The sequence below is a fragment of the Limibacterium fermenti genome (assembly GCF_041902845.1).
Classification (GTDB): domain Bacteria; phylum Bacteroidota; class Bacteroidia; order Bacteroidales; family Dysgonomonadaceae; genus Limibacterium; species Limibacterium fermenti.
In genome coordinates this window covers 3,989,549-4,012,723 of sequence record NZ_CP159486.1, presented here as the reverse complement: position 1 = coordinate 4,012,723, position 23,175 = coordinate 3,989,549, and the positions used below count along the sequence as shown (strand labels likewise).

15 protein-coding genes are annotated in these 23,175 nt (G+C 47.0%); 2 read left to right on the top strand and 13 right to left on the bottom strand.

From position 1 onward, the window contains the following. Window positions 1–18: 18 nt before the first annotated feature. The 10 genes from ABNK31_RS17185 to ABNK31_RS17140 form a co-directional block, all read right to left on the bottom strand. The gene (locus ABNK31_RS17185; RefSeq protein WP_418893645.1) at window positions 19–1,266 is read right to left on the bottom strand and encodes an acyloxyacyl hydrolase; all 1,248 of its coding nucleotides are present in this window, start codon (window positions 1,264–1,266) and stop codon (window positions 19–21) included. Between the two features lie 98 nt (window positions 1,267–1,364). Then, complete coding sequence (argS, locus tag ABNK31_RS17180; RefSeq protein ID WP_418893644.1) at window positions 1,365–3,158, bottom strand: arginine--tRNA ligase; 1,794 nt, start codon at window positions 3,156–3,158, stop codon at window positions 1,365–1,367. A 121-nt stretch (window positions 3,159–3,279) separates the two neighbouring features. Then, window positions 3,280–3,531 carry a hypothetical protein gene (locus ABNK31_RS17175; protein ID WP_418893643.1) on the bottom strand — a complete coding sequence of 84 codons (252 nt, stop codon included), beginning with the start codon at window positions 3,529–3,531 and terminating at the stop codon, window positions 3,280–3,282. Window positions 3,532–3,805: 274 nt separating this feature from the next. After that, complete coding sequence (locus ABNK31_RS17170) at window positions 3,806–4,111, bottom strand: PG0541 family transporter-associated protein (RefSeq protein WP_321578911.1); 306 nt, start codon at window positions 4,109–4,111, stop codon at window positions 3,806–3,808. 39 nt (window positions 4,112–4,150) lie between these two features. After that, window positions 4,151–7,294: an efflux RND transporter permease subunit gene (locus ABNK31_RS17165; protein ID WP_418893642.1), complete on the bottom strand. Its 3,144-nt coding sequence runs from the start codon at window positions 7,292–7,294 to the stop codon at window positions 4,151–4,153. Window positions 7,295–7,303: 9 nt separating this feature from the next. Continuing rightward, window positions 7,304–8,368: an efflux RND transporter periplasmic adaptor subunit gene (locus tag ABNK31_RS17160; protein WP_418893641.1), complete on the bottom strand. Its 1,065-nt coding sequence runs from the start codon at window positions 8,366–8,368 to the stop codon at window positions 7,304–7,306. Window positions 8,369–8,412: 44 nt separating this feature from the next. Next, entirely contained in the window at window positions 8,413–9,912 is a 1,500-nt protein-coding gene (locus ABNK31_RS17155) for a TolC family protein (RefSeq protein WP_418893640.1), read from the bottom strand. A 149-nt stretch (window positions 9,913–10,061) separates the two neighbouring features. Next, on the bottom strand, window positions 10,062–10,826 hold the full coding sequence (locus ABNK31_RS17150) for a LytR/AlgR family response regulator transcription factor (RefSeq protein WP_418893639.1): 765 nt from the start codon (window positions 10,824–10,826) through the stop codon (window positions 10,062–10,064). Between the two features lie 4 nt (window positions 10,827–10,830). After that, window positions 10,831–11,949: a sensor histidine kinase gene (locus ABNK31_RS17145; RefSeq protein ID WP_418893638.1), complete on the bottom strand. Its 1,119-nt coding sequence runs from the start codon at window positions 11,947–11,949 to the stop codon at window positions 10,831–10,833. 522 nt (window positions 11,950–12,471) lie between these two features. Then, window positions 12,472–14,742, bottom strand: a complete 2,271-nt coding sequence (locus tag ABNK31_RS17140) for a prolyl oligopeptidase family serine peptidase (protein WP_418893637.1) — start codon at window positions 14,740–14,742, stop codon at window positions 12,472–12,474. Window positions 14,743–14,897: 155 nt separating this feature from the next. On the opposite strand from ABNK31_RS17140, the gene ABNK31_RS17135 reads away from it, so the two are divergent. Next, window positions 14,898–15,824: a ring-cleaving dioxygenase gene (locus ABNK31_RS17135; protein WP_418893636.1), complete on the top strand. Its 927-nt coding sequence runs from the start codon at window positions 14,898–14,900 to the stop codon at window positions 15,822–15,824. A gap of 95 nt (window positions 15,825–15,919) precedes the next feature. Continuing rightward, window positions 15,920–16,540: an alpha/beta hydrolase gene (locus ABNK31_RS17130; RefSeq protein ID WP_418893635.1), complete on the top strand. Its 621-nt coding sequence runs from the start codon at window positions 15,920–15,922 to the stop codon at window positions 16,538–16,540. 375 nt (window positions 16,541–16,915) lie between these two features. Here the strand turns inward: ABNK31_RS17130 and ABNK31_RS17125 are convergent, their stop codons facing one another. The 3 genes from ABNK31_RS17125 to ABNK31_RS17115 all read right to left on the bottom strand — a co-directional run bounded on the left by ABNK31_RS17125 (window position 16,916) and on the right by ABNK31_RS17115 (window position 23,160). Then, complete coding sequence (locus ABNK31_RS17125; protein ID WP_418893634.1) at window positions 16,916–18,628, bottom strand: RagB/SusD family nutrient uptake outer membrane protein; 1,713 nt, start codon at window positions 18,626–18,628, stop codon at window positions 16,916–16,918. Window positions 18,629–18,639: 11 nt separating this feature from the next. Continuing rightward, window positions 18,640–21,726 (bottom strand): SusC/RagA family TonB-linked outer membrane protein, encoded by a 3,087-nt coding sequence (locus ABNK31_RS17120; protein WP_418893633.1) that lies wholly within the window; start codon window positions 21,724–21,726, stop codon window positions 18,640–18,642. Between the two features lie 450 nt (window positions 21,727–22,176). Beyond that, window positions 22,177–23,160, bottom strand: a complete 984-nt coding sequence (locus tag ABNK31_RS17115) for a FecR family protein (RefSeq protein ID WP_418893632.1) — start codon at window positions 23,158–23,160, stop codon at window positions 22,177–22,179. Window positions 23,161–23,175 lie beyond the last annotated feature (15 nt).

The following is a 23,175-nucleotide window of genomic DNA, read 5'->3' as shown; positions in this document are numbered from 1 at the left end:
AATGAGACGGACGCTAATTTAACGGTAGAAGAAAGGAGATTTATCGTGAAACCGATAACCGATGCCCAGCATAAGGTAATTAGGAGTCTCGAAATTCTGAAGGTTGTAGCCGATATGGATAAATGAGTGGCGGGAAGTCTTTATTTTCAGAGCCAGAATTTGATAAAACCCTTTCAGGTCGCCGCCGCCATGCAGCACGTTTGCGCCGATACCCGCGCCGACCGTAAAGTAAGGCATGACATATTCGGCCCGCGCCGAGAGTCCCAATGCCCATTGCTTGTCGAAACCCGGACGGTAAAAGGTATAACCGGGATTCACGTCGTCGGTGTATATATAATCTTCCGTATAAATATTGGCGCTGGTGTCGTAAACACCGTCGAGCGAGGCGCCCAGACGCAGGCTGTATCCCAAGTTATACATCGGACTGAAATTGAATCCGAATACGGAATATGTGTCGGGCGACGCCAGCGGTTGCTCATTGAAGATAACTCCCTTACGCCGCCAGGATCCGAACAGCACGACATCATAACTGACATGCCGGGGAAATGCAGGGATACTCGAGGCGAGGTGTCGCCGGGGAAATAATGCGTCGCGATTGAAGTGATAAGCGAGACCCGCTTTCAAATCGACCGCATTGAGCCCCGCATTGGGAAATTTGGTATTCCCGTTGGAAAAGTGGGTCAATGTAAAACCGGTGACAAGGTCGATGCGGCGCGAAAGGGCGTACTTTAAATAGAAGTTCACGTTCATGTACGCGTTTAGTTCCGAGCCCATCATTCCGTTATAAGGATTCGTTTCTTCGTCGTAAGTCTTCCAAGCGCCGGAAATCCCGAAATTCCATTCGTAGTTCAACGCAAGCCGTTTTCCCAAGCGTCCCAACGTCGCTCCCTGGAAGAAATAGAGCGCCAGCGGTTCACCGAGTTCCTGCCGGTTGTCGAAAGAATAATACGCGAAGCCGATGCCTTGATACACATTCCGGTAAATACGGCTCACCGGCGATACCGGATCGAATTCGAAAGCATATCGCACATGGGCGGAGAGTAAATGGTCGATCGGCGTCGCTTTGGCGTTTTCACCTTTTACGAAAGGATTTGTAGGAAAAACATAGCCCGGGCGTACTTCCATGCCGATACGGTGCAGCGCCCGTCCCGAATGGCGCAAAGAATCGACGGTTGAGGTCTGCGAAAAGCCCACGACTCCCCATAGCCAGACCGCCATGAAAATGAACACTGTTTTTTTCCACCAAAGAGCATCTCCTATCTTCATCCTTCAATTTACTAATCTGCCAATCCGCTAATTTGCTAATTTGCTAATCCGCTAATCTGCTAATTTATTAATTTGCTAATTTGCTAATTTGCTAATTTTCACATCCTCTCCGGCACATCGATACCGAACAGTTTCATGCCCCGTTGGATAATGAGAGCGACGTTTTTTGAGAGGAGCAACCGGAAAGCACGCCGCGAAGCGTTTTCCTCTTTCAAGATGGAAAAATCGTGGTAGAACTGATTGTATTCCTTCGCCAAAGCGTATACATAATTACCGATGAGCGACACATTATATTCGTCGCCGGCCTGTTTGACGACATCGGCAAAATCGGCCAGCAGTTGTATCAACCCTTCCTCTTTCTCCGACAATTCGAGATGCGCATCGGCCGCTTCCGGAATCGCGAGACCCTGTTCTTCGGCCTTGCGCAACACCGACTTAATCCGCGCGTGGGTATATTGAATGAACGGCCCCGTGTTGCCGTTGAAGTCGATTGATTCCTTCGGGTTAAAGGTCATGTTTTTCTTCGGATCGACTTTCAGGATAAAGTATTTCAGCGCACCGAGGCCGATCATGCGGACGATTTCATTTGCTTCTTCCGGCGTGCAATCGTCGAGCTTGCCGAGTTCTTCCGATGTGGCGCGCGCCGTCTCCACCATCTCTTCGATGAGGTCGTCGGCATCGACCACCGTACCTTCACGCGACTTCATCTTGCCCTCGGGCAGCTCCACCATGCCGTACGAAAAATGCACCAGTCCCTTGCCGAACTCAAATCCCAGCCGGTCGAGCAATACCGAAAGCACCTGAAAATGATAATTCTGTTCGTTCCCCACCACGTAAATCATCTTGTCGATGGGATAATCGTCGAACCGCAGTTTGGCCGTGCCGATATCCTGCGTCATATACACCGATGTGCCGTCGGAGCGGAGCAGCAACTTGTGATCCAGCCCGCAGTCCGTCAGGTCGGCCCACACCGATCCGTCGTCCTTACGGTAGAAGACGCCCTCTTTCAGTCCGCGCAATACCACCTCCTTGCCCACGAGGTACGTGTCCGATTCGTAATAGATCTTGTCGAACGACACGCCCAGCTTGCGGTAAGTCTCGTCGAAGCCGGCATATACCCATCCGTTCATCCGCTTCCACAGGCTTACCACCTCTTCGTCGCCCGCTTCCCAACGGCGCAACATTTCGCGCGCCTCAGCCATAAGGGACGATTGCTCTTCGGCCTCGTCTTTCGATAAGCCTCGCGAGATGCCTCCGGCCACTTCGGACTTGTATTTCTTGTCGAACAGCACATAGTAATCGCCGATGAGATGATCGCCTTTCTTGCCCGACGACCCAGGCGTTTCGCCGTTGCCCCATTTTTGCCAGGCGAGCATCGATTTGCAGATATGGATGCCCCGGTCGTTGACAATATTCGTCTTTACCACCTTTTTACCATTGGCTTTCAACACTTCGCTCAGCGAATGCCCCAGCAGGTTGTTGCGTACATGTCCCAGATGGAGTGGTTTGTTGGTATTGGGCGAAGAATACTCCACCATATAGAGCGGCGACTGGTCCGTGACCGGCGTAAAGCCGTAATCGGGCCGGCGGGCGATAAACGCAAGCGTTTCGATCCAGGCGGCGGAGGATACCGACAAGTTCAGGAATCCGTTGATGACATTGAAGTCGCTGATTAAATCGGTATTTGCTAACAAATAGTCTCCGATCTCCTGTGCGGTCTGCTGCGGGTTTTTCCTCGATAGTTTCAGCAGCGGAAAAGTGACGAATGTCAAATGCCCCTTGAACTCTTTCTTTGTTTTTTGCAGCGTGATGCCTGCCGGATCGGCATCGGAGGAATATAAATCCTTTATCGCCTTGATGATGGCTTGTTGTATATCGTTTTCTACGTGCATAGTTGTCGTTTGTCTGAGTGAAAGCGCAAAAATACATAAAAAAACGCGAAACAGCCATTGTTTTCGACAGATAAAAGGGAGAAGACGAAAGTCGATAGATCATACGGCCCTCTTCAGGCCGTCAACGACCATCTGCGACCATCTGCGAATGCCATAATATCATCTCCGAGTCATCGGATGCTCTCTCCGAGTCGTCAAATGCTCTCTCGGAGTCATCGGATGCTCTCTCCGAGTGCCATAATGGCATCTCGGAGTCATCGGACGCTTTCTCTGAGTGCCATAATGGCATCTCCGGGTCATCGGACGCTTTCTCTGAATGCCACAATGGCATCTCCGGGTCATCAAATGGTATCTCGGGATGCCATAATGTCATTTTCGGGTCATCAAATGGCATCTCGGGATCATCAAATACCATCTCGGGGTCGTTAAGAACTATTTTGCGATGCTCCGAAGCCATCTCTTGACGGTCAAATCCCTTCTGTCGATGCAACAGAAGAAGGAATCATTAAGAAAAAAACGCAACGACCGGCCGATACGTGCACCCTCAAAAAAGAATCCGTGTAGGATGATTATGACAAAAGCGATATCGAGGAGATTTTGTGGAAGGACAAGGCAAGGGATGGGTGACAAGGAGACGGGTGCGGGGCTTATCGCCCGGCACTCTTTTCCGCTTCCCACATAAAGGCCGACAATTGCTCGTTGCTGTTGAACGCGCCGGCATTGAGCCGGTCGATCTCGGCGAACAAGGCGGCGGCTTTTCCGGCATCGTCCTCTTGTATGAACACCGCCGAATTATAACCCGGCCATATCGCCGTATTTTGCCTCGGCTGGCTGCTCCGGCTCTTGGAGGTTACCTTTTCGATAACCTGGTAATCGGCAAACTCCATCTCGTCGATCAACGAGGTAACGGGTTCCAGCATACTCGCATTGCACGTAATGTATATCAATTTCATTTTTACTGTCTGTTTTAGCGTTCAACGAACGGCAAACGGTTATTTTTCATCGGATTGTCCTCTTGTACGGCGGACTTCTGCGCGTTCTCTTATCAAGACACGGTGATTGAGCGCCGTATACATGGCGGGCACAATAATCAGGGTGGTCAACAGAGAAATCAGTAATCCTCCGATGATGGTGATTCCCAGCGGAGCGAACAGTTCATGCCCCATTCCGCTACTGAGCGCCATAGGCAGCATCCCCAGTATCATCGTCAACGAGGTCATCACCACCGGACGCAGGCGCGAGCGGCCGCCTTCCATCACCGCATCGCGCAGCAAATAGCCCCGCTTGCGCAGCATATTGGTATAATCGACCAATATAATGCCGTTGCGAACCACAATGCCCACCAGCATGATCAGCCCGATAAACGTTATCACGCTCAAAGTGGTGCCTGTAACAAAAAATGCCAGGATAACGCCTACCAGCATGAACGGAAGCGAGAACAAAATGATAAAAGGATCTTTGAAAGATTCGAATTCTGCCGACAGAACCATGAACACCAGCGCAATTCCCAACAAAAAGACCAACTTGAGAGATCTGAAAGCCGATGTCTGATCGTCTACCTGACCCGCCACTTCGGCGTTCACTCCTTCGGGGAGGTTGGCTTCATCCACCAGACGCTGCGCCGTTTCGAAAGCTTCTCCCAACGAAACGCCGTTTAAGCCGGCCGTCGCCTTCACATATCGTTGCTGCGAGCGGCGTTGAATTTCCACCGGACCGCTTTTTTCCACAATATCGGCAACAGCCGACAAAGGAATCGATTGCCCCAGCAGGTTGGTGATCTGCATATCGCGCAATCCGGAGACCTCCCTGCGGTATTCGGGAGCGTAGCGGATCACAATGCCGTAATCTTCCCCGCCTTCGGTAAAATCGCCCGACTCCGATCCGTAAAGATTCTGCCGCACCTGTGAGCCGATCATCGCCGCATTCAAGGCCAATTGCGAGGCTTTATCCTTATCGACCAGTATGTGGACTTCAATTTTTCCCTCATCAACCGTACTCGATACATTGGCGAACGATCCTTCGGCCTTCATCTTCTCTTCGAAATCGGAAGCCGTGGTGCGAATCGATTCCAAATCGTTTCCCGAAACAATAATCTCGATAGGATCTTTATTGCCTCCCATAGCGGTTGCCACGGCGCTGCCGCCTTTCACGCTCACTTTATCTATTTGCGGAATAGCTTCCACTTTGCCTCGGATGGCGTCGGCTATTTGCGTGGCGCTGCGGTTGCGCTGTTCGATGGGGATAAGACGGCAAAGCACCGTGCCCACGTTTTTCCCTTCTTTAAAACCAACCGTTGTGAGCACTCCCGAAGGGGTTTGCCCCGAAATAGAGGCGACGGCGCCCTCTTTTATTTCGGGAATCCCGTCGAGCATGATTTCAAGTATTTGCTGCCCGATGCTGTCGGTCTTTTCCGCAGAACTTCCCACTTCGGTTTCATACACTACGTACACCGTGCCGGCGTCAAAATCGGGAATATAGTCCGTGCCGATACGCTTGCCTAATAACATCGTTATCACAAACACCGCCAATGCCGTACACAGTATGGGAGTTTTGTGGAAGACCGCCCATCCGAGTGTTTTGCGGTATCCGTTATCGATTTTTTGAAATGCTTTTTCGCTGGCCATATAAAGCTTTGAACGATGTTGCTCTTTTTTGTCGCGGGGCGCTTCTTCCAGCAATTTCGAAGACATCATCGGCGTAAGCGTCAGCGCAGTGAAAAGGGACACCAGCATGCACACGCAAGTAAGCACGGCCAACTGTTTGAACATAATCCCCACAAGTCCCTGCATAAACATCAGCGGCAGGAACACCATAATGATGGTGAGCGTGGCGGTGGCAATGGACAGTCCCATCTCGGAAGTGCCGAAGATAGCCGCCTGCTTGAGCCTTGAGCCTTTGTCGATATGCTGCGTGATGTTTTCGAGTACCACAATCGCATCATCCACCACCATCCCGATAGAAACGACCAGCGCCATGAGCGAAAACACATTAATGGTATAGTCCATGATATACATGGCGATAAACGCGGCGATGAGCGATACGGGCATCGAAACGAAAACAATCAGTCCCGACCGCCACTCGCGCAGGAACAAGAGCACGACCAGCGTGACGAATATAAGGGCATCCCGCAGGGTAGTGCTTAGGCTGTTGATAGATTTGACGACGATTTCGTCGGAGCCGACCACTTCATGCACCCGCAAATCGGACGGCAATTGCGGCACGATCTTTTCCATTTCTTTGCGTACCGCATCCGCCACGTTCACCGTGTTGGCGCCCGATTGTTTCTGCACCATCAACGCCACCCCTTCACCCATATGGTTGCGGGCGAAGGCCTCTTTTTCCTGAAAAGAATCCTCCACGGCAGCCACATCTTTCAGGCGGATAACCTGTCCGTTGACAGCCTTGAGCACGGTATTTTTTATTTCCTCGACCGACTCGAACTTGGCGGGCATGCGCACGGTGAAATCATAAACGCCCATGTTGATGTTTCCGGCCGGCACGTTGATGTTGTTTGCCTGCAACATAAGGGATACCTGTGCGGCCGACAACCCGTAGGCCGACAACCGCTGCGGATCGATATTCACTTCGATCTCGCGCTCGGGTTGGCCCAAATAAACGACCGTCCCCACGCCTTCCACCTTGCGCAACGGGGCGGCGATTCGGTCTTCCACAATATGTTCGATGCCATTGTAATGTTCCTCGGCATTAATGGCGTACACCACCACCGGAAGCATCGACGAATTGATTTTATAGATGACCGGCTGGCCGGCATCGTCGGGCAACTCGCTCTTCACCAACTCTATCAGGTCGCGCGCATTATTGGCGGCCGAAGTGACGTCGCTCCCCCATTCATACAAGAGTTGGACGAACGACACGTTTTCTTTCGATGTGGAATTGATCTCCGTCAGGCTTTCGGCGCCGGCAAGCACGGTTTCCAACGGTTTGGTTACCTGTTCCTCCACCTCGTTGGCCGAAGCTCCGGGATAAACGGTAATGACCGTGACGGAAGGGAACTCCATCGACGGCATCAAGTCGATCGGCAACATCTTCATCGCCACAATTCCGAGCAGGATGATCGCCAGAAACAGCATGAGCGTTGCGGTTGGTCTTCTTACGGATATTTCGGGTAATTTCATTTTACTGTCTTATTCTTGATTCGCTATTTCAACGGCCGAACCCTCGTCCAATTTATTTTTCCCGTCGATGACCACCCGTTCGCCGGCCGTGATTCCGTCGATATAAAGGAGGTTGCCTTTGGCGATCCCCCGGGATATTTTTCTGCGCGAAACGGTGCGGTTGTCGTCATTGACAATAAAAACATATTCATCGCCGGTACCTTGCTTTCGAAGCAGGGCGTTGACGGGAACAAACACGCCGGTTGCTTCCGACATCAAAATAGCGGTGCGGCAATACATCCCGGGTTTTAATTTCATATCGTTATTGGGAACGCTGATTTCGACCGTTGAGGTACGGGTCATCGGCGACAAAACGGGCGAGAGGTAACTGACCTTCCCCGCCACGCTTTTACCGGGATAGGCGTCGAAGAGCAACTCTGCATTCTGTCCGCGGCGGATGGAAGCGATCTCTTTTTCGTTGACTTCCACACAGACTTTAAGCGGATTGAGCTGGCGGACGGTCACAATGCCGCTTTGCAGGCTCATATCGGATCCTACCGAGGGTATAAAGGAATAATTTTCGCCCTCTTGCACCGATATGTCGGTCAATATGCCGCCAAACGGCGCTTGGATAGACGTGTTTTTCTTCAACATTTCCACTTTCGATTGCGAGGCGTCGAACCGAGCCTTGAGGTGATCGTAATCGATCTGGCTCACACTCTCTTTTTCGCGCAAACGCGCCATCCGTTCCAGATCTTTGCGGAGCGTCTCCATCTCAATCTGCGCCTGAATGAGCAACTCGTCCGACATCTCGACAATCAACGCCCCCGAGGGCACATAACTGCCTTTTGCATAATGAATTTTCTCTACACGTCCGGGGATGGAGGCGCCCAAATTCGCTTCCTTATTAGCCTTCGCCGTTCCGGTGAAAGTCAATTCGGGAGTATATTCCATTGTCTTGGCTACAAATACGGTCACCCGGGTATTTGCAGCGGCAGGATCAGCTTCGCTGTTTCCTCCCGTCTTTTTGTTGCATCCTGTCGCCAAAAAGGCAAGCAGGCAGGCGGCGTACATCATTTTATTTTTCAGTTGCATCGTTGTATCTATCTGTTTATTTCATTTTAAAGAATGAGTGACGGCTATGGCACATACCGGTAAATCTGTCCGGTGGATTTTTCGAGTTCCAGGCGGGTAGTCTTTACCTCCACCAGCGCATCGATATAGGTCGATGAGGCGCTTTCCCATTGCGTTTGCGCCTCGAGCAATTCACTCAGGCGGCTTATCCCTTCGCGTAAATTATCTTTTGTCACGCGCATATTTTCCGCGGCCTGTTGTTTGGAAAGTTTGGCCATTTCGGCTTTTTTCAGCGCCTCGGCATATTGATACCGGCTCCGGCGGATTTGCAAATCGATCATTTCACGCGCTTCGTCGAGCTCGAGTTGCGCTTTTTGCTTTTTTAATTTTGCCGCATTCAGCTCGTATTTACGTTCTCCCCATGTAAAAACGGGAATCTTCACCACCACGCCCACGTTCCAATCGCCGCCGAACTCCTCTTTCAGTCCGTCGTAAGGGTTGGGGTTCATCCATCCGTAACTCCCGGCAAGCGCGATATCGGGCATAAATTTTGCGCGTTCGATATTTTTATTCGATTCCATGATGCCCACTTTCTCTTTCAGCATCGATATCTCCGCCCTGTTTTCGGGCGAAATATCCGGAGGCATCAGGCTGTCTGTGCGGAGCGGAGCCTCTTCCATTGTTCCCGGCACCACCTCAATGCCGGTATCTTTCAACCCGATGATCTGCGCCAGCGCCATCTTCGAGAGCGCCAACCCGTTTTCGGCTTCCAGCGTTTTCAACTTCGATTCGTTCTGCTTCACCTGCGCCTTCAACAAGTCGTTGCGGGTAATAATCCCCTCGCCATGCATATTCAGCAAATCGGTAACGAGTTGGTCGAGCAGTTTTTCATACGAATGGGCCAGCTTTACTTTTTCCTGTAACGATACTACGCGCCAAAACGCTTCATCGGTTTTGACGATTGTTTCCGCTTTGACAAGCAAGACGTTTTTTCCGGAGATATTTTCGGCGCGCCGGGCAATCCGGTTGGCCTCGGTGATTTTAAAGCCGGTAAAGAGGGGTTGCATCACGCTAAAGCCGGCATAATAAAGATTTTTCCGCTCGAGGACCAGTTTGTCGGCCGGCAGCATGGCGTAGTTTTTAAACACGGGGTTTCCCGAAGCGTCGGTGACAGGCGCCCCTGTTTGCGGATTCAACACAAGGGTATTCATCGCCGTAGCGGGGTCTTTCAGCGCTTCGGGATTGAACCTTCCCGTTTGGGGGTCGATGGTATTGTACGGTACTGCCGGCAGGAACAGGTCGTTTTCCAACAGCTTGATATCGCTGCCCGTACGCATGTATCCGCCGCCGAAATTAATCTTGGGCAGATAATGGGTCATCGCCGTTCGTTTGATAAGGGCAGCCGTTTGCCGTTCGTTTTGCGCCATCCTGATCTTTTTGTTCTCTTTGAGAGCCATTTCCCTGCACGCTTCCAGCGTAAGCGTTTGCTGGGCATACAGGAAAGGAAAGTTCGCGAACAATTGCAACGCCAGCAGGCAAATAAAATAGTATTTCCGCATATCCATTTTTTCTCAACCGGTTTATGAGTTCTAAAAAAACAGAAGCAAAAATAAGCGGTTTTCCCTCCGGCTAAGAGGAAAAACATACCGAAGCGTTCTTTTTGAATGCCGAAGCAACCGCAACCGTTCATGAAACGCCGGGGGGCGCATCGTTTTTACCCGTTACAGCGCATCCATTCCTTGAATTCACCGGTACGCGCCCGGCTCACGATAATTCTCTCGGGAGTTTTTACGGAAAGGTTAACAGCCAGCTTGCCTCCAAACCACACGGTCAGGTCTACTATGGCGCGATGCGACACGATGTATTGCCGGTTCGCACGAAAGAAAACCGCGGGATCCAACTGTCTCGACAATTCATCGAGAGAACTGTCAACCAGAAATCGACGGCCGTCAAGGCAAAAAACGTCGGCCATTTTGTATTCGGTACGGATGTAAGCTATTTCGTCCGCAGAAAGGGGGATCAGCTTGTCCTTATACGGAATGAGAAAGTGTTTTTTAAAGGTGCCTTTCGTTTCCCGGATCGACCCGACGATTTGGGAAACGAGTTCCTCATTATTGTTTTTAAAGGAAAAGTACTTGAGTTTGTTAAGCGCTTTTTCGAGGTTCTTTTTATTGATGGGTTTCAGCAAGTAATCGATGCTGTTTACTTCAAAGGCTTTCAATGCATACTCGTCGTAGGAGGTAGTAAAGATCAGCGGGCAGCGAATCTCGATCTTCTCAAAAATTAAAAACGCATCTCCATCGGCAAGATGGATATCGATAAAAGCCACATCGGGCGCCGCGTTTTCCGAAAACCACTCGACACTCTCTTCCACACTCTGCAATACGGCAATAACGTCCACGGTTGCGTCCACTGCCTTTATCTGGCGTTTCAGATTCTCCGCCGCCACATACTCATCTTCAATAATGACCGCTTTCATCTTATTATTTCCCCATGTTCAGATAATTTTTATAGATATCGGCTTCTTTGATAAGCGGCACCTCAACCGTAAAAGCCGAACGGTCCGAACGAATGACAATCTCCTTCCCGAACATCAGCCGGAACCGCTCATTCAGGTTTGCCAGCCCGAGACCGTTACTGTCTTTTTCACCCATTTTCTTTTGCAGGTTGTTTTTCACCCGTATCGTATCCTGAGGGGTCGATTCGATCACGATATCCAGCGGATTACGCAAGCTTACCACATTGTGCTTTACGGCGTTTTCAATCAACAACTGCAATGCCGAGGGAAGCGTATAATACTCTTTGTATTTTTCGTCGATGCCGATCTTGACATTCAACCCGTTGTTATAGCGTATTTTCATAAGATAGATATACGATCCGGCAAACTTCAATTCTTCCGATAGTTTGATTACTTCGCGATTCTGCATGGCAAAGCGAAACACTACCGTAAGCTGTTCCAGATATTCACGCGCCCGCTCATCATCGTAACCGATCAGTCCGTTCAACGTATTCAGCGAGTTGAACAGGAAGTGGGGGTTCGTTTGATTTTTCAGCACATTGTAGCGATTTCGCAGATTCTCGATAATTAAGTCCTGGTTCTCGGTTACTTTTTTCTGATTTTGATTGATAAAATAGATGAGCGCCGTAAACAGAAACGAAATAATTAGGATCACCGTGTCTTTCACATAATGCAGCGTGGAATAGGTTGTCGGCGAAACTTCTTCGCGAAACCACCACCATTGTGTTTTTGAAATGACGGGACTCAAAAGAATGACAAGGACGAACAGGCTCGACAAAATCAGCCACATCACCGCCGGACGTTTCCGGAAACGGGTTATTGTGGTGAATTGCAGGCGGAAAAGAATATAAATGACCAGCGTATTGACAAGCAATGTAAAGAATGACTGTAGGGATACCAGATCCTTGAGACGGATCGCATGCTTATCGTTCAGCGACACGGAATAGTACAGCGACGATGATAACATTACAAGCGCCAAAATAAAACTGATAATAATAGCTGCCCTGATAGCCGTCTTCTTGTCATAGTTGAGAATGAACGGCTTCTTTTTTTGCAGCTTTATTTTCGACAACTTTTCTTTCATCCTTATAACCATGCGGCAAATATACGCAAAAACATCAAAAAAAGATCCCGATAAGCCGGAGGTTATCAACAACCGTTCATCGGGATCTGTAATTGAGGAACAATCTATTAGAGGAGATTGTCCTAACCAAACGATTCTCTCTTCCGGTTCATTTGTTTCGCCCTCCGGATACTATTCTTCCCCGGATTTGAAACGTTGTTTTTTCCATCCGAAAATGGGTGGAAGGCCGGGACAATCTCTTTACGGTCTTTCGCAGCCTTTTTTCTTTTTGTCAAAATCGGTAACCGATGCCGATTGACGCAAAGGTAGGGTATTACTCCGCGTCTGCTGCGGAAAAAACACCCAACCGAAAAATTCGACAACCGAAATGCAAAAAAGCCCTATCGAAGTGTCTTGTCCCGGAATAGATTTACCGGCCAAAGGAGGCGGTCTTAAAAAAGGCTGTTCCAAAAACCTATTTTGGAACAGCCTTATCAGTCGCCCGATCTCAGTCGCCCTTTCTTCCTCTTATGCCGGTGCCGGTTATTTCAGGTATTTCGCCAGGAATCCCAACATGGTGGCATAAAAGTCCATGCGATTCTCTTCGCGGTAAAAACCATGCCCTTCGTTATACTTCACCATATAAGGGACATCCAATCCCTTTGCACGAAGCGCCGTGACAATCTGATCGGATTCATTGATATTCACTCGGGGATCATTCGCACCCTGAACGACATACACCGGCTTGACAATCTTATCGATTTGATACACCGGCGACGCCTCGCGGGCAATCGCTTTTTCTTCGGGATTATCCAAATCATACCAGATCTGTTTGACCATTTCAGTCATCGGCTTCCAGTATTCGGGAAAGGAAGAGAAGAATGTCTCGATATTCGAAACACCTACGTAATCCACGCCGCACGTATACAGGTCGGGAGTCTTTACAAGCCCCATCAGCGTGGCATAACCTCCGTGGCTGCCGCCATAGATGGCGATTTTGCTTTCATCGGCCCATCCTTGGGCAATGGCATAGCGTACGCCGTCCTCCACATCATCCATCACTTTCCGTCCGATTTGTTTGAAGCCGGCACGCAGGAACTCTTTGCCGTATCCGCCCGAAATACGGAAGTTGACTTGCAGGGTGGCATATCCCCGGCTGGCGAACAATTGCGTCTCCGGGTTGAATCCCCATGAATCGCGGATTCCCTGCGGGCCTCCGTGGGGATTGACGACCATCGGAACCTTCTTTCCCTGCAACGCCTCTTTCGGCAGGGTGATATATCCGTGAATGGTCAGTCCGTCACGGCTCTTAAAGGTAATAGGGCGCATTTCGGCCATATCTTCTTCCTTTAATTGCGGCATCAAGTCGTACAGCAGCGCAAATTGTTTGGTTTTCACATCATATTCATAATAGGTGCCGTACAATTTATCACTCTGTAAGATGATCAGGAAGGTATTTTCATCGTCATCATAATCGGCAATTCCGTAAATCTTGCCGGGGAAATTCTTTTTCACCCCTTCATCAATTGCTTTATACAACGCGCTCACAGGGATAATCTCCGATTTCTCCCCTTCATAACTGAAGTAATCGATTTCGTAATTTCGTTTGCGGGATAACCCCATATCGGAAACATCGTACTGCGCATTCGCGAATACTTCTTTTATTTCGCGATTGTTTTTAAGGTCATAGAGAACGATGCGGGACTTGTCCCCGTCCAGATTCGTCGCCACATACGCGTCATCGGGGTCGGGTGTGGTGTAATTAAAGGCAATAATACCGAAACTATCATCCCATGGAGTCTTTTTCTTCAATTCGAATACCCCCGTTTCTCCGTTTTTATAATATAACTCCATCTCCACGCCGTTGACCATCTTGGTGTAAGCGCGCAAGTTGCCGTCTTTGTCGAAATCATATCCCTGAATGGGGTTTGCCGGATCGGTATTTTCATACAGCTTTTCCAAATCGCCGGTGACCACATTCAACTTGTACGGTTCGAATATTTGCGGATTATCCTTGTTCAGCAAAACAATGATATAATCTTTCTGCTCTTTCAACAACGAAAGAATACCGGCCTTTACGCCTTCGAAAGGGGTCAGGTCGAGGGCATTTTTCCCGTCGATATCAGCCGCATAGATATGGTAATTTTCGTTTCCTCCGTTATCCATCGCGTAAAACAAACGTTCATCGTTGATCCATCCGTAGCCTTTAATCGGCTCTTCTTTTTCCTCAATCGCCCGAATGACTTTTCCCGTGGCAATCTCCTTAATATACACATGATTCTTAAGGCCGTCTTTTTCTTTATACGATAAATACTTGCCGTTGGGTGAAAGCTGAAAAGACGACGCATTGGGGCGGGCGAAATAATCGGCTACGGAATACTTATATTCTCCTTTGTCGAGAGCCGCCAATTCTTTCAGCTCCTCCTCGGTCGTTACCAAAGCGGGATTACCGGGTAACTTGCTTTCAAAACGTTTTAACGTAAGGGGAAGCGACATGCCGGCCTGCTCGTAATTTCCGACAACACTGTCGCCCTGTAAGGTTCCGTTATATACAATCTGAGCAGCCGTCACTTTCAGTTTCAACTGATTGTCGGCAAATGCCACGCCGTCCACGGGGATACCCGTTGCCCCCTGAAGCGGTACATCCAGCGTTCCGGTCAAATTACCGTCATCTCCGGCAATATGGAATATCAATTCCAGATTTACTCCTTGCACCGAAAGGGTGCCTTTCCAATCTCCTGTAATACTTTGCGCTTTTATCATCATACTTGCTACGATAAGAGCGAATAATACGCTCATTTTTTTGATGTTCATACACTAATTATTTTTATGTGAAACAACTGTAAAAACGAATAAGCAGTTCTGCTTTTGCCCTACAAATGTAGGGGATATTTCCGGACGGACAAAACAAATATAAATATCAACTGTTATATCCCTATTATCAATCAATAACAACCAATCAAGACATTATGAACCATCGTATTCTCGGCCTGCACCATATCACGGCCATCTCCGACAACGCGAAAAGGAATCTTCATTTTTACACGCATGTGTTGGGACTCCGGTTGGTAAAGAAAACCGTCAATTTTGACGATCCGACCACCTATCATTTTTATTTCGGCGACGAGCAAGGCACACCCGGTACCATCATCACGTTTTTCCCTTGGGAAGGCATCGGCCGCGGGAAAAACGGCGCCGGAATGGCTACGCATACCGCTTATTCCATCCCGAAAAGCAGCTTCACTTTCTGGAAAGAACGCCTTGAACAACAAGGCCTCCCCGTGAAGGAAGACAAGATTTTCGGCGAAGATATCCTTTCTTTCTCCGACCCGGACGGATTGCAGTTGCAATTCATCGCTTCCGATTCGGACACCAGAACACCCTGGACAACAACACAGATTACAAATAACGAGGCTATCAAAGGTTTCCACTCGGTAACGCTCACCTTGCGCGCGGTGGATGCTACCGCCAAAATACTGACGGACGTTTTGGGATATTCTCTTACACGGCAAGATGGAAACCGTTACCGTTTTACGACGGATGCCATCGATACGGCTCACATCGTGGATGTAATCGAAGACCCTGCCGCTTCGTACGGAACAAATGCGGCCGGAACGAATCATCATATCGCTTTCAGGGTGGAAAATGATGATATTCTGATGGATTATCGTGAAAAGGTGCTTGCCGCCGGATTGAATATTACTCCCAAAATCGACCGCGATTATTTCTTCTCGCTCTATTTCAGGGAACCGGGCGGCGTGCTGTTCGAACTGGCGACCGATAATCCCGGCTTTACAAGGGATGAAAGCCTGGAAAATTTAGGGACGGCATTAAAATTGCCCAAACAGTATGCCAATATGCGTGAACGGATTGAACGCGCACTTCCTCCGCTTTAAGCCTTCTCGGCGGGATATTATCTGCAAAAAGAGAAATAATTGATGAACGAGTCATTGCCGTCGTTCGAATATAATCCGTCAAAATTCGCTTTATAATGAAACATTCTTTGGAGATCACTTATTCGGGAAAACCGTTACACGAAGCGCAAAAGGCGTTAATTCTGTTGCATGGCAGAGGCGGGGATGCACAAAGCATCTTGTCTTTATCGGAACATCTTCACGTAGCGGAGTACGCCTTGCTCGCACCGCAGGCGACAAATCACACCTGGTATCCCCGATCCTTTCTGGCTCCGGTTACCGAAAATGAGCCCTGGCTTTCATCCGCCGTCGATATCGTCGGACAAACATTCGACAAGATATTGGAAGCGGGCATAAAGGCCGAACAGGTATATTTTCTGGGGTTCTCCCAAGGTGCGTGCTTGACATTGGAGTTTACGGCTCGCCATGCGCAACGTTACGGCGGCATTATTGCTTTTACCGGAGGATTGATCGGACAAAACATCGAAAGGACGAATTACCGGGGAGATTTTAAGCAAACCCCGGTGTTCATCGGAACGAGCGACCCCGATTTCCATGTCCCGGTAGAGCGGGTATATGCCTCTTCGAATATTTTCCGGGAGATGAATGCTGCCGTTACGGAGAAAGTATACGAAAACAGGGGACATACCATTTCCGAAGACGAAATAGAGTTGGTAAACCGCTTAATTTTTAGATGAACGATTTTCTCCTTTTGTTGATTTTACCGGTTGCAAATGCAGTAAATAGCTACCGGGAAAATGAATATTCACCTGCTCTTCATCAACTTTAATCTTCTTGGTGTTATCCCCTTTTAGATTCGTAATGAAGCGGTAGGCAATCCCCTACAATGATTATCTAAGGTAGAAAACTTCAGCAGAACAACCAGTCGGATGACCTCCTATATTTTAGATGGTTTATGTGACACAAGTTTTGGATTTACACCTAATGACACATAATTAAGAACTTGCGAACCCCATCAAGCAAGTAAACCACAAGTTAAAGTTATGGCAAAGAAACATAGAAAAAGGGCCTTGCTAATACATATTAACAAGGCCCTTTTATTCTTCAGGATATTAATAACCCGGATTTTGTTCCAATAGATTGTTTGCGGAAATAGCTTTTTCAGGAATAGGAAATATGTTACGATTCTTATCCTTAGTAGCCGTATGGTCCCACCAATTTTCAGTTACAAATTTATCCCATCGGATTAAATCGGTACGCCTTCTCCCCTGTCCTTCCGCCAGAAACTCGATCATCCATTCATCCAACATTCTGTATTCATCCAAATTAGATTCGGTCACGGGATCCGGATCTATTCTATTTTCAAAATTACGAGCACGGACTTTGTTTATCAGCATGGCGGCTGTTTTTTTATCGCCCGCTCTCATCGTACATTCCGCAAGCATATAATATATCTCAGCCAATCGAATAATAGGATTGTCCGGATTATATCGTATAGCGACATCCGCCTTATTCGGTTGAGGAATTTTCCAGGGACGAATTCCGGAAACTTCCTCGGCGTCGGCAATTGTAGAGGGCAGATCATCAACGGTGGGATATTTTTCACCTCCAAGTTGTTTCATTACCGTAATTTGGTCTACAAAAGAAATAACCTCGTTTTTATATTCTCTACCCCCTTTAGATGACTTCCCGGTAATAGGATTTGTTTGTTCTCCCATCAAGAACATACCCTCGTATTTTTTATTTCCTTTATACAGGTAAGGTCTTTTCCTTAAATCTTTTTCGTGAAACTTAGCGAAAGGCCTGCCTAATCTTGATCCGCCAAAATCGCTATCGGTATAGCGTTGCCCGTTCGGTTTTAACGAGGGCTGCATGCACCCGCCGTTGTTCCCGGTAACTTCCAAATCCAAATATATCCACGTCTGATAGTGTCCAAAATGTTTATACCACCAATTAAATTCATTTTTATTGGCTTCGGAAGGGACGCTCCAAATGATCTCTTTTGATAAATTATTATCAAAACTGAATGGAGCGAACCAATCTTCTTCCAATTCATATTTCCCATATACACCATCAATAATATCCTGGCATAACTCGGCGCATTCGCTGAACATATCAACACCGATAGTCGCTTTGGCATTGAAATACAATTGAGCCAAAATGCTGGCAGCTACCGCTTGTTTTATATAGCCATCTTCGGCTGCTCCTAATTCTTCTTTCTTACGAAGATTCGGAATAGCATCTTTCAATAGCTTTTCAGCGTATTCAAAGGTTTCTTTAGCTGTACTGCGTGGAACACTGATGTCTTCTTTAGTGGTTGTATAAATGGGCATTCCTCCGAAGAAATCGAGTCCTTTCATATAATAATAGCCTTCCAATGCCCTCAATTGAGTTGTATGATTTTGTTTTTCGTCTTCCGTCAGTCCGAGGGCTACATAGTCTACATCTGCAAGATCCTCTCTCGACTCCATCGCATACGCCAGCCCCATACCTATTCCTCTCCAAGTTTCCCAGAAATAACTATCCGTATACACCCATTCGTGGTGGTGCATCCGTTGGTTAATACCTCCATTGTACCAATCGCTACCCCGGGTAGGCAAACAAAGGATATCTCCCGTATACTCTTGCAGATAGAAACGGTCGCTTTGGCAAAACCAAGCCCAATGTCCGAACGGGCGTCCCAAGACACCGTATACGCTTTTTTTTGATGTGTAATAATGATCGGTCGTCACTTGTGAGTACCATACAGGATCGAGATCGCATGAACTTGTAATGAGTAACAACAAACCTATACAAATTAATTTTATGTAATTACGATTATTCATAAGTGTATTTATTATAATGTTAATTGAAATCCCAATGTAAACCTGCGTGTTTTAGGAAAAACAGCGTCACCGGTTATATCGTCTAGCCCGGGCCTCAAAGGATCCGAATACGAAACTTCAGGATCTAATCCCGAGTAGCCGGTAAAACAGGCTACATCCCGCATATTCAGATAGAAACGCGCTTTCTCTACAAACCGATTATACTTTTTGAGATTAATCGTATACCCCAGCACTATTGCATCTATCTTGAGGAATGTTCCATCTTCAAGCCAATAATCAGAGAGTTGTTTCTCTTGGGCAATGTGTTTTCTATCATCCTTAAACGCTCTCTTAAGAAAATTAACGCCGTTTTCTTTCGTCGGTATCCCGTAATACATGTCTGCCATATTAAAGACATCGAAATCGAGCCAACTGCGTAAAGCAATCGATAGATCCCAGTTTTTATACAGTAAAGTATGATCCCACGAAATCTCGAGCTTGGGTATGGCATTCCCCAGAAAACGTTTGTCGTCATCACTTGATTTACTTGCAAGTATGACATTATTATCTTTGTCATACACTTGCCATTGTCCGTCTTCCGTAATTCCGGCATGCTTCTTCATATACCATTGTCCTATTATCAAGTCATTTTGTAACCGATAAGGGTTTCCGGGAGATCCCGGAGAAGGGAATCCATCCCCCACTGTCGTCCAAGTAACATTCCCCATGGATGTGATCTTTGTCGAATTCTGTGACAGACGGACAGCAGTAGTATATTCAAAATCGTTAGTCTGTATCGGTACACCTCCTATTTCCAGTTCCCAACCGTTCCCTTTTAAGGTTCCTATGTTCTTTCTCGTTGTAGGATAAACATTGGGTGGCTGGCTTACCCCTTGGTCAAAGATCAGATTACTAACATTGCGCCAGAAATAATCGAATTTACCATATAACCGGCTATCGAACAGAGTATAATCCACACCAATATTCGTCCCTTTCGTTTCTTCCCAATGGAGATCCCTGTTTACATTACGGATAGAGCCATAAAGCGAATTCCAATTTTTACCATCGGTCAACCACATTCCATTCGATCCATATACTCTTGCTGTAAGTCCCGGAGGAGAAGAAAAGTCATTGTTTCCGGTAACACCGTATCCTACTCTTAATTTCAAGTCATTCACAAAGGAAACATCTTTCATAAAATCTTCGTTGCTGATACGCCAGCCGCCTGAAATAGCCCAGAACGTGCCCCATCTGTGATCAGGTCCAAATTTGGAGGAACCCTCGCGTCTTATACTGGCGGTCGCCATATATCTATCCTTGAAAGAATAATTTCCTCTCGCAAAAACAGCCAACAAACGCTCTCTCGGGGCTTTTGAAGAAGACATGGCTGCTTTTCCATCACTAAGATAATTACCCGTTCCGATATCCCATGCACCTGTTCCTTCTACGGGAAAGTCTTTATTTGTCATGTTAAATGCTTCTTGATTATGCTCAAAAAAGCTGTAACCTGCAACTGCGCTAAAGGTATGATTATTGAGGGCTTTATTGTAGGAGGCATACGTTTCGAACGAACTATTCTGCGTTTTATCAAACCCATGATAAGCTTCCCCACTGTATCCGCCTTGATCGGACTCCCGGTGATTTGCCGATACATACCGGGTAGCTTGCCATTGCCTGGAATCATATCCGAACGTTGCTTGCACATTCAATTCAGGTGTCAAATTTATTTTTAATGTAGCATCTGACAGTAACCATTTATCTAAAGCATCACGTTGTCTTAGCATTACGTCTGCCACAGGGTTAAAGTCGGTTCCCTTAAAATCCTCCAGATTGTATCCCGACGCGCTCTCCTGATCATACGGGTTCAGGGTAGGATTAAGTTTTATCGCCGCATTATACATGCCGTTTGATCTTCTTAAATCTCTTTTCGCTTCTCTATATTCAGCATGCGTCCTGAGTTCAACCAGCCCTTCATACATTTTAAAATAAGCATTTATACGTGCGGAATAGTCTTTCCTTCCATCCCCTATCGCAATTCCTTTTTGATCTTGCATGGAAAATGTCGTATAAATATTTGCGTATTCACTTCCTCCGTTGACATTAACGACATGCCGGTGTGACAAAGGATTTTTTCTCATCAGAAGATCATACCAATCTGTATCCGCACCATAATCATAAATATCATTTTCGCCTCCTAATCCTAAGTCCCGGTATTCACTCGCACTTAATACATCCGGCCTGTTTCTGAGCGTTTCCATTGATAACTCTCCCGTGTAAGTAGCTTTAATTTGTCCGGCCACGGCGTTTCGCGTTGTGACCAAAATAACTCCCCCGGCAGCACGTGTCCCGTAAATAGCTCCCGCTGATGCATCTTTCAAAACGTCAATGGACTTTATGTCTTCCTGGTTTAAAGAGCGCAAATCTCCTCCCGGGACACCATCTATGACAACTAATGGCCCTTTACCCGCATTCACAGATGCAACACCACGCAATAATATTGTATTGCTCGAGTTTGGGCTACTTGTTCCTGAAACACTCATCCCGGAAATTTTTCCTCTCAGAGCCGTTTCAATACTGGCACCTCCTATTCCTTGCAAGAGATCATCTCCGCTTATAGAAGATATGGAACTTGTTACCTGGCGTTTTTCCATTGTTCCATAACCGACCACAACCAGCTCCTGAAGGGTTTTTACATCTTCGTGTAAAACAACATCAAAAGAGGTTTTACCGGTTGTGCCAACATCCTTTTGCTTATACCCGAGATACGTAATACGAAGGGTCGCATTAGCCGAGACGTCTAAAGAGAAATTTCCACTCAAGTCGGTAACGGTTCCATTAGAAGTCCCATTTTCTATAATATTCGCCCCGATAACAGGCTCGCCCGATTGGTCGGTAACTGTGCCGGAAATGGTTTTACGTTCACGGGGAGGAGATGTTGCGTTACTTACTGTCGGGGTTAAACTGACAGAAATCGTATTATCTATACGTTGAAAATAAAGATATGTCTGAGCCGTTATTCTATCCAGAATATTCTGGATAGTCGTATTGCGCACATTCAAAGTCACATTCGGTGTTTTGTCTAATATCCGCTGATCATAAAAAAACTTGTAACCCGTCATTGAGCTAATTTTATTAAACACTTGACTAACGGGTTGATTCTGTACATTTAGCGAAAGGTTATTATCTTTTATATTCTGTCCGTTAAGGGGGACAACAATAACAATAAAGAACAAGATCGCCACACAAAAATTAAGAAAAACCCAAAAATTAGTTTTCCCCTGCTGATTCATAAATTTCATATATATATCATGTTTTTAAAAAATTTGAATACATTCCCTTCTTTTTTGCGCAAAGAAACAATAAGAATATTACAAAACGGTTAATTATTTATGAAGTTTTTATTTCATTTCATCCAAACGATTTCCCATAAATTATTTCTCTCCTTATATCTACTTGAAATAAACGAGAATATACACATCTCCTTTTAAAGAATTTTACTAATGTTTTATTATTACGCCGCATTTTTACTAGTTATCCTAATTTATTGTTAGAGACTCTATTCGTTTGGATTATTTAAAAAAGAGTATATCATTCCCGTCTTTTTTATACTTGATTTTCGTTGTGTACTGAATCGATTGCAATACCGATTCCAAGCTCTTATTGTCGTGTTCCCCTGAAATAAGATTGTTAAATTCTTGTCCGTCGTCGAATACAATACGGCATCCGTATACTCGTTCCAGTTCTCGTGCCACATCCCGTATGGGCGTGTGATTAAAATACAACCACCCTTTCATCCATGCAAAAGAGGAGGCGTTGTTGCGGGAAATCTCTTTCATGATTTCGCCAGTCCGCGAGTTAAGGGTGACTTTCTCATTGCGCGTCAAGGTAAATGTAGCGTCGGACATGGAGACCTCTACCCGGCCTTCGTTTACGCTGACGGATACGGTTTCGTCCTCCTCGTAAGCCTTTACGTTGAAAGCGGTACCCAATACGCGGATGTTGAAGCGGGCCGTTTCTATGATAAACGGCTTTTTGTCTTTGCTTACATCGAAATAAGCTTCCCCCGAAAGTCGCACGCGGCGTTCGTTTTTACCGAATTGTTCGGGATAGGCGATATTCGTACGGGAATTCAGCACGACGCGTGTACTGTCCGAAAGCGTAAACTGTTCCCTTTCTCCCGAGGGAGTGACGGTTTCGACGTATAAGCCGGAAGCGTTTTGGGCATCTTTGACATATTGAAATATAAATATCCCTAACAGCAACGCCGATGCTACAGCAGCTACAGACATGGCTATGCGGCGAATGCGGGGGCGTTTTTCTTTTTCCATGCTCCTCAACAACCGCCTCGCTTCTTCTTTATATTGATGGTAAGTAATATCATTGGGAGAGGGGCGACATTCCGCTTCGTCTTTCAGTTCGGAAAAGACAGAGCCGAGGGCGACTTCATTTCGAGAATCGTGTATATCGCGAAAAAATGTTTCCGCCTCTTCTTTTGTGTAAAGATTATGAATGAAGCGCCTGAATTGTTTTTCTTTTTCTGTCTTACCGTTCATGTACGATTTTATAAA

Excerpts from the sequence above, each read along its gene's own strand:
- ABNK31_RS17185 (WP_418893645.1), bottom strand. The coding sequence starts at position 1,266 with ATGAAGATAGGAGATGCTCTTTGGTGGAAAAAAACAGTGTTCATTTTC.
- argS (WP_418893644.1), bottom strand. The coding sequence starts at position 3,158 with ATGCACGTAGAAAACGATATACAACAAGCCATCATCAAGGCGATAAAG.
- ABNK31_RS17175 (WP_418893643.1), bottom strand. The coding sequence starts at position 3,531 with ATGACATTATGGCATCCCGAGATACCATTTGATGACCCGGAGATGCCA.
- ABNK31_RS17170 (WP_321578911.1), bottom strand. The coding sequence starts at position 4,111 with ATGAAATTGATATACATTACGTGCAATGCGAGTATGCTGGAACCCGTT.
- ABNK31_RS17165 (WP_418893642.1), bottom strand. The coding sequence starts at position 7,294 with ATGAAATTACCCGAAATATCCGTAAGAAGACCAACCGCAACGCTCATG.
- ABNK31_RS17160 (WP_418893641.1), bottom strand. The coding sequence starts at position 8,368 with ATGCAACTGAAAAATAAAATGATGTACGCCGCCTGCCTGCTTGCCTTT.
- ABNK31_RS17155 (WP_418893640.1), bottom strand. The coding sequence starts at position 9,912 with ATGGATATGCGGAAATACTATTTTATTTGCCTGCTGGCGTTGCAATTG.
- ABNK31_RS17150 (WP_418893639.1), bottom strand. The coding sequence starts at position 10,826 with ATGAAAGCGGTCATTATTGAAGATGAGTATGTGGCGGCGGAGAATCTG.
- ABNK31_RS17145 (WP_418893638.1), bottom strand. The coding sequence starts at position 11,949 with ATGAAAGAAAAGTTGTCGAAAATAAAGCTGCAAAAAAAGAAGCCGTTC.
- ABNK31_RS17140 (WP_418893637.1), bottom strand. The coding sequence starts at position 14,742 with ATGAACATCAAAAAAATGAGCGTATTATTCGCTCTTATCGTAGCAAGT.
- ABNK31_RS17135 (WP_418893636.1), top strand. The coding sequence starts at position 14,898 with ATGAACCATCGTATTCTCGGCCTGCACCATATCACGGCCATCTCCGAC.
- ABNK31_RS17130 (WP_418893635.1), top strand. The coding sequence starts at position 15,920 with ATGAAACATTCTTTGGAGATCACTTATTCGGGAAAACCGTTACACGAA.
- ABNK31_RS17125 (WP_418893634.1), bottom strand. The coding sequence starts at position 18,628 with ATGAATAATCGTAATTACATAAAATTAATTTGTATAGGTTTGTTGTTA.
- ABNK31_RS17120 (WP_418893633.1), bottom strand. The coding sequence starts at position 21,726 with ATGACGGGTTACAAGTTTTTTTATGATCAGCGGATATTAGACAAAACA.
- ABNK31_RS17115 (WP_418893632.1), bottom strand. The coding sequence starts at position 23,160 with ATGAACGGTAAGACAGAAAAAGAAAAACAATTCAGGCGCTTCATTCAT.